Below are 7572 nucleotides of genomic sequence, written 5' to 3'. Positions count from 1 at the left end.
ATTTGTGTAAAGTGGAGTACCGTAACGGTACGATGTTTCTTAACGTTAATCTTGCTTACGAAGTAAGAGGCTAGCGAACATAGGGACGGTTACGAACCGTCCCTATTTTTGGATTGTGACGTTACTTACCTGGAGCGCCCGACTTTTCCTAAAGTTAAGAATAGGCGGCTGGCGTACATTACTTAACTAATGTGAATTATTAAGCTGTAATTGTTTAACTACCCTAGCCTGGATCCAAGTAGGTTTAGTTGCTAGCCATTGGAATAGCTCACCCGCTGGCATTTTTGGTAAGTCGATTAGACGCCCTTTTTCGATTGCGATATACTCTTGCTGTGACATGGTTTACCTCATGAATGATGTTACTCGGTAATGACGATGGATAGATCGTCATTACCGACTTATTATTTTATCAATTGCCTTACATATTCGCTTAAAAGCTCTTTTAGGGGTTCTACGCCGGAACCCCAGATTTTTCCGTTTAAAAAATTTATTCTCGATTGAGTAACTTTATTCCGTCATTTCGTAACTGCCCATCAGGGGAAACATGGCGGTACAGCGTCTGTCGACTAATCCCTAACTCTTTGCATAAAGTGCCTACTGTTGTTTCTGTCCAGCCCATTGATGCCATTGCCAATCGCAATTTCACCGGTGTCATTTTATAAGGCCGGCCCCCACACCTTCCACGGGCTCTAGCTGAGGCTAATCCCGCAAATGTTCGTTCTGCTATCAGTTCTCGTTCAAATTCAGCCAAGGTCGCAAAAATTCCAAAAACAAGTTTACCAGCAGCTGTAGTGGTATCAATCGTTGCGCCATGGCCAGTTAATACCTTCAAGCCTATCTCGCGTCCAGTTAGGTCATGTACCGTATTAATGAGGTGACGCAGATCTCGACTGAGCCGATCTAGCTTCCATACAATCAGAGTGTCACCTGCTCGAAGGGCTTTCAAACAGGCCATTAGTCCTGGTCGGTCTTCTTGCTTTCCTGAAGCACGATCCTCATAAATATGAGTCATATCTACGCCTGCACCGATTAGCGCATCTCGTTGTAGATCATTAACCTGAGAACCATCTGTTTTTGATACTCGCATATAACCAATTAACATTTCTTTCGTGTCACATAAACGTTCGATTATGTGACATTGTGTTTTTCGTTCATAAAACTGTCAATACTTGTCACATTATCCGTTTCATAAACTATGACCCGTAAAGGGGTGCATTTAAGATAATGTGACACTCACCTATTGATAAGGGGTTGGGATGACCCGTAAGAATAAACTCCTAAACATTCTTTCTAACGCAGAACAAGAAGCACTATATGGTCTTCCGGACTTTGATGATGCACAGCAATTAGTGTTTCTTGCTTTAGATGAACTAGAACTTACGTTGGTTAATAGCCGTATGGGGCTGCATGCTCAACTTTGCTGCATTCTGCAGATTGCTTACTTCAAAGCTAAGCATATGTTTTTCCAGTTTAAATGGGACGACGTTCTGGATGATTGTAACTTTGCGTTGAGTCGTTATTTCTCTGGTCAGTCACTTCCGGACAAGTTGCCTTCTAAGCATGAAATATATGCTCAGCGAAAAAAAATCTGTTCGTTATATGCTTACCGTCCTTGGTCATCGGCACTGCGTTCTCAGGTTGAGCTGCAGGCCGCCCATATTGTGCACCGCGATGTCACTCCTGGTTTTGTTGCTACCGAGTTGATCATCTGGCTCAACGAGTAAAAAATCATCCGCCCGGGTTACACCACGCTCCTGGAGTTGGTAAGCAGCGCTCTTTCTGATGAAAGACTTCGACTGGGACGTATCCTGATGGAACGGCTTGATGATGCCACCATTGATGGCCTAAATATGCTGATTGAGCGCGATGATACACTTTCCCAGTTGGCAATCCTCAGGCAGGATGCACGTGATTTCGGTTGGCGCCAAATGGCCCATGAACGGGAAAAACGATCCATATTAGCGCCATTGCACAGTAAAGCCTGCGACATCCTGCCTGCATTGAACATTTCTCAGCAGAATTTACTTTACTACGCCAGCTTGGTAAATTTCTATACCGTTTATGATCTTCGTAAACTAAAGCCCGAACAGACCCGCCTCTACCTACTGTGCTATGCATGGATTCGTTACCGCCAGTTCAGTGATAATCTGGTGGATGCGATGTTTTTCCATATGAAACAGCTAGAGGATCAAAGCCGCAGCATAGCTAAAGAACTTCTAGCTGACGTTCAGGAAAAACACCGGCGTGAAACCACTAAAATCGGGCGACTGCTGTCGCTTTATGTTGACGACAGAGTTCCGGACCAGGCCACATTTGGCGAAGTCCGTCAACGGGCTTGGAAAATCATGCCACGGGAAGCGTTGAAAACTACCGCACAGCGCATGAGTGTAAAAACCGTCAGTAAACTAGCGCTACAATGGCAGGCCGTGGACGGTATCACAGCATTAATCCGACGTCACCTGCGACCATTATTTCTTTCTCTCGATCTTACCAGCGTGGTTGAAGACAGCCCATGGGCTGAAGCGCTGAATTGGGTCAGGATGGTGTTCAGCAAAAAGCAAACGCTTTCGCAGCGGCCTCTGGCTGAATGTCCGTCAGGTACATTACCTGAACGGCTGCGCCCATATCTTCTGGAGTTCGGTGAAGATGGGGAGCCTACAGGTTTGAACGCTGGGCGCTATGAATTCTGGCTCTATCGGCAGATAAGAAAGCGTTTTCAAGCAGGAGAGTTCCACCTCAATGACAGTCTCCAACACCGCCATCTTTCTGATGAACTGGTACCAGAAGGGGAGCAGACCGCGCTCCTGGCTAAAATGAATATCCCATTTTTGCAAAAGCCGGTTGAATCGCAGCTAAAGGAACTTGAATCCGAACTGCACCAGCAATGGCAAGCCTTCAACCGCGAATTGAAACAGGGGAAACTGAAACATCTGGAATACAATAAAGAAACACAGAAACTGACCTGGCATAAATCCGTGGAAAACCGTCAGAAGACGCAGGAAACGCGATTTTATGAGCAACTTCCATTTTGTGATGTGACAGACGTCTTCAGGTTTGTTAACAGAGAGTGCAGGTTTCTTCATGCAATGAAGCCACTGCAACCCCGCTATGCAAAAAAGAATGCCGATGTAGACAGCCTAATGGCTGTCATCGTTGCGCAGGCTATGAATCACGGCAATCATGTGATGGCACGAACCAGCGACATACCTTTCCATGTACTGGAAACCACATACGAGCAGTACCTCCGCCAGGCCTCACTAGGCTCGGCCAATGACAGCATCACCGATGCCATAGCGTTACTGTCGATTTTCCCGCACTATTCGTTTGATCCGGAAACGCTTTATGGTGCCGTTGACGGGCAGAAATTTGGTGTTGAACGGTCGACAGTTAAAGCCCGATATTCGCGTAAATACTTCGGCCGCGGTAAAGGCATGGTAGCCTACACACTGCTGTGTAACCACATCCCAATTAATGGCTATCTGATTGCTACAAATGACTATGAAGCTCACCATGTCTTTGATATCTGGTACCGCAACACCTCAGAAGTAAAACCTACAGCTATCACCGGCGACATGCACAGCATCAACAAAGTCAACTTTGCTATCCTGCATTGGTTTGGCTTACGCTTTGAACCTCATTTCACGGACTTGAACAAGCAGTTGAAGGATTTGTACTGCATCAGGGATCTGTCTGCCTATAATAAATGTCTAATTCAGCCCGTCGGTCAGATCGATCGTGACCTAATTATCCGCGAGAAAAACAATCTCGACCGAATCGTTGCCACACTAGGACTGAAAGAAATGACCCAGGGGACGCTGGTTCGTAAGTTGTGCACGTACACCTCGAGCAACCCGACCCGGCAGGCTCTATTTGAATATGACCGGCTGGTACGCAGCATCTATACGTTGAAGTATCTGCGCGATCCGCAATTGGAACGCAACATCCGGCGTTCACAGAACCGGATTGAATCCTATCACCAGCTGCGTGCGGCAGTGGCCAAAGTCGGTGGGAAGAAGGAGTTAACCGGGAAAAATGACATTGAAACAGAAATCAGTAACCAGTGCGGACGACTGATTTCTAACGCGATCGTGTATTACAACTCAGCGATCCTGTCGAGATTGTTGGGAAGACTGGAAGCGGAAGGTAATGCCAAAGGCATTGAGACTTTGGGCCGGGTATCGCCAGTTGCCTGGCAACACATTTTGCTGAACGGACATTATACCTTTCAGAGCAGCGATGAAATTATTGATCTAGATGTGCTAGTCGCCGAGTTGAAATTGGGGTAACGGAAAAATCTGGGGTTCCGGCGTAGAACCCCATAAAGGACTAACTGGCACAAACCGACAACGACCAGGACTTGATCAGGCATTAGCAGCTGTTCGCCAAGGAGATATTTTAGTTGTCCCTAAATTGGATCGTCTTGCTCGCTCAGTTCCAGATGCGCGAGCTATTGCAGACTCTTTACTAGAACGCGGTGTAAAACTAGCTTTGGGTAATACAATTTATGACCCATCAAGATCCTATGGGTAAAATGTTTTTCAACGTATTAGCAACTTTTGCTGAGTTTGAAGGTGATCTGATACGTTTACGCACCCGGGAAGGAATGGCGATTGCAAGAGCAAACGGGAAACTGAAAGGAAAACAACCTAAGTTATCCAATAAACAACAAAAAGAGTTGTGTCGGATGCGTAACACAGGGCAATATTCGATTAGTGATTTTGCGGAATTGTTCTCGGTTTCACGACCTACTGTTTATAGGACACTTTCACGAAATGAGAGCTAATAACTAATGCTGATTAAGGCGCTAATTATGATCCCCAAACAAAAATATATAGCAGTAGAGCAACATCGAAGTGAATATCCAAATCCCATATCTTTTATCAAAGGAAGTAAATTACTCATTGGTGATAAATATGAAGGTGATGAGGGATGGAATAATTGGTATTTCTGTACCATCCCTGAACATTCTGGTGGCTGGGTACCGGAACAGCTAATCGATAGGTCAGAACAGTCTACCTATGGAGTAGCAAAAGAAGATTACTCAGCGAAAGAACTGAATGTAAATGAAGGTGACCAATTTCAAGCGATAACATTTTTGAATGGCTGGGTATGGTGTCAACGACTCTCAGATAATGAAATTGGTTGGGTGCCTCAGAACATTCTCAAAACAATTTAATTCAACGGTATTAAATGCCACTATATGACTCTTAGTTGTAACTAAATTTGAACGATGACAGATTAATGCTTATCGATACAAGAGAACTATTTAAAGAAATACAAAATGCTAGTGATCTAGATAAGTCTCGTAAAATGAGTGCTTATATGAAGGGACATTTTCCGTTCCTCGGTATTCCAACACCAAATCGTCGTAAGATCTGTAAACAATTTTTTTCTGATGTTCGCCACATAAAGACCATTGATTGGTGTTTTATCGATAAGTGCTGGGATCATGCAGAAAGAGAGTATCAATATATAGCACTTGACTATTTGGTTAAGAAAAAATGTTACTTAAATTTGCACGATATTCCCAAACTTCAAGTTTTAGCATTATCTAAATCATGGTGGGATACGATAGACACCTTAGACCAATTGATAGGTGATATGGGGTTAATGTATTTAGAAATAGATGATTTAATGTTGGAATGGAGCATGGATGAAAATTTTTGGCTTAGGAGAATAGCAATTAACCATCAATTACTTCGTAAAGAAAAAACTAATACCAATCTTCTTCATTCAATACTAGTTAACAACCTAAATCAAAAGGAATTTTTTATAAACAAAGCCATTGGGTGGAGTCTTCGAAGCTATAGTAAGACGGAACCTAATTGGGTGCGTAACTTTATTGTTGAATATAAGTATGGACTATCCCCTCTAAGTATTAGAGAGGGGAGTAAATACATATCGTAAACATTTATCTCTATGGCACTTTACTGGGTGTAAATAGTAATCAAGATGTAACGAGGAGTTGGGATGATTATAAATCATGTATCACTAGGTGTCGCTAATGTTAGTTTAGCCATAAAGTTCTATGATTTAGTTTTATTGACGTTGTCAATCAAACGGTCACATTATATTGATAATGTTGCCGCTGCTTATGGTGAAAATTTAGAGTTTTGGATAGGCTGTCCTTGCAAAGATAAGCCTACTCAAGGAAATGGAACGCATATAGCATTTAATGCACCAAATAAGGACGCAGTAGATTTATTCTATGTAACAGCATTGGAATTGGGTGGTTCATGTGAAGGTAAACCAGGTTTGCGGCCTGAGTACGGAGCAAACTATTACGCAGCGTTTGTGCGAGATCTTGATGGTAATAAAATTGAGGCAGTATCAATAGGTTAGGTCGTTTACAGCTTTGTAATAACTTAGCAGCCAAATTAAAATGAATTTTGGGTTTGGTTGCTAAATTAATAATTTTCATTACCAAATACTTCTTTTCCCCTCCTGCACATGAAATGAAATTAAGTCTATTCCAGTTTAAAATCAACTTTAAATCCTTAGCGTAGGATAATTTACTAATTCCCTACCTACTCCAACAAGATAAAACTGTGGCAGCGGAAATTTCGGCGGTTCCGGCGTAGACCCCCTTAATCGAAAATCCTGATATTGCACAAGAACTCGATATGCGCTTACGTGAATTAATGCTCAACGACAAAGTATTGATTACTCCTGAAGCTCCTGAAACTACCGATGATAGTGAGGATAATACCGAAGTGTTCTCAAACGATGACGGTTATTGACCAGCAGGTGATGAACGAGTAGATAAGGAGACCGGCGAATATTTCGCTGATTAAAATGGTTACACCATTCTTTTGTGTTGTTTAAGTGCTCGTGACATTGTGACCGGCTTTTGGTAATGGAAAGGGACGAAAATTTTCGTCCCTGTGTTTTGATTCAATTGTGTGGGCAGAAGTTACACAGTGAATACTTGGTCCTAGTGAACATTGCTTAACCTATGTAAATAATTAAGCTGTAATTGTTTCACTACCCTAGCCTGGATCCATGCTGGCTTTGTTGCTAACCATTGGAATAGCTCACCTGCTGGCATTTTGGGTAAGTCTATTAGACGTGCTTTTTCTATTTCTATATAATGTGTCTGTGACATATGATTGCCTCTATTAATTTTATTGTCGCATTTAACAGGGGTTACCCCACGTAACCCCTGTTAAAATCATTAAATCATTAAATCATTAAATCATTAAATCATTAAATCATTAAATCATTAAATCATTAAATCATTAAATCATTCTATTCTCATCGAAAAGTTTTAAAAATAAATCTTTTATGCTTAGCCCTCTTTCTGCCGCATAACTCTTTATTTCGTTATGTCTTTGTGGAGAAACTTTGAATTGAATGTTTTTGGTTTCTACTGAGCTAGATGTTCTTGCTGATGCTGGCATTTCTGTTGGTGAAATTGCTTTAGAATTAGGTGGTGATATCTTTACTTTAGTATTCATTTGTATTTCCCTTGAGAATCATTAAATCATTAAATCATTAAATCATTAAATCATTAAATCATTAAATCATTAAATCATTAAATCATTAAATCATTAAATCATTAAATCATTAAAT

The 7572-nt window shown here is 41.9% G+C and carries 8 protein-coding genes and 1 pseudogene; 6 read left to right on the top strand and 3 right to left on the bottom strand.

Annotated features, from left to right (window positions below):
- Nucleotides 1-186: 186 nt before the first annotated feature.
- Both L2748_RS22390 and L2748_RS22385 read right to left on the bottom strand, forming a co-directional pair.
- On the bottom strand, nucleotides 187-339 hold the full coding sequence (locus L2748_RS22390; protein ID WP_220783193.1) for a hypothetical protein: 153 nt from the start codon (nucleotides 337-339) through the stop codon (nucleotides 187-189).
- Nucleotides 340-487: 148 nt separating this feature from the next.
- Nucleotides 488-1102, bottom strand: a complete 615-nt coding sequence (locus L2748_RS22385; protein ID WP_220783192.1) for a recombinase family protein — start codon at nucleotides 1100-1102, stop codon at nucleotides 488-490.
- A gap of 154 nt (nucleotides 1103-1256) precedes the next feature.
- Between L2748_RS22385 and L2748_RS22380 the strand changes: the two are divergent.
- The 6 genes and pseudogenes from L2748_RS22380 to L2748_RS22355 all read left to right on the top strand — a co-directional run bounded on the left by L2748_RS22380 (nucleotide 1257) and on the right by L2748_RS22355 (nucleotide 6342).
- Nucleotides 1257-4286, top strand: a pseudogene (locus L2748_RS22380) (Tn3 family transposase).
- Nucleotides 4287-4293: 7 nt separating this feature from the next.
- Nucleotides 4294-4530, top strand: a complete 237-nt coding sequence (locus L2748_RS24575; RefSeq protein WP_220783196.1) for a recombinase family protein — start codon at nucleotides 4294-4296, stop codon at nucleotides 4528-4530.
- Nucleotides 4505-4783, top strand: a complete 279-nt coding sequence (locus tag L2748_RS22370) for a recombinase family protein (RefSeq protein ID WP_220783191.1) — start codon at nucleotides 4505-4507, stop codon at nucleotides 4781-4783. The genes L2748_RS24575 and L2748_RS22370 overlap by 26 nt, the downstream gene beginning before the upstream one ends.
- 27 nt (nucleotides 4784-4810) lie before the next feature.
- Nucleotides 4811-5176: an SH3 domain-containing protein gene (locus tag L2748_RS22365; RefSeq protein ID WP_220783190.1), complete on the top strand. Its 366-nt coding sequence runs from the start codon at nucleotides 4811-4813 to the stop codon at nucleotides 5174-5176.
- A 65-nt stretch (nucleotides 5177-5241) separates the two neighbouring features.
- Nucleotides 5242-5907 carry a DNA alkylation repair protein gene (locus L2748_RS22360; protein ID WP_220783189.1) on the top strand — a complete coding sequence of 222 codons (666 nt, stop codon included), beginning with the start codon at nucleotides 5242-5244 and terminating at the stop codon, nucleotides 5905-5907.
- A 63-nt stretch (nucleotides 5908-5970) separates the two neighbouring features.
- Entirely contained in the window at nucleotides 5971-6342 is a 372-nt protein-coding gene (locus tag L2748_RS22355; protein ID WP_246616276.1) for a VOC family protein, read from the top strand.
- A gap of 896 nt (nucleotides 6343-7238) precedes the next feature.
- Here L2748_RS22355 and L2748_RS22350 read toward each other — a convergent pair.
- Nucleotides 7239-7457: a hypothetical protein gene (locus tag L2748_RS22350; RefSeq protein WP_220783188.1), complete on the bottom strand. Its 219-nt coding sequence runs from the start codon at nucleotides 7455-7457 to the stop codon at nucleotides 7239-7241.
- Nucleotides 7458-7572: the final 115 nt, after the last annotated feature.

The sequence above is a fragment of the Shewanella sairae genome, from assembly GCF_023283535.1.
GTDB classification, from domain to species: domain Bacteria; phylum Pseudomonadota; class Gammaproteobacteria; order Enterobacterales; family Shewanellaceae; genus Shewanella; species Shewanella sairae.
This window is presented reverse-complemented; position numbering and strand designations above follow the sequence as displayed.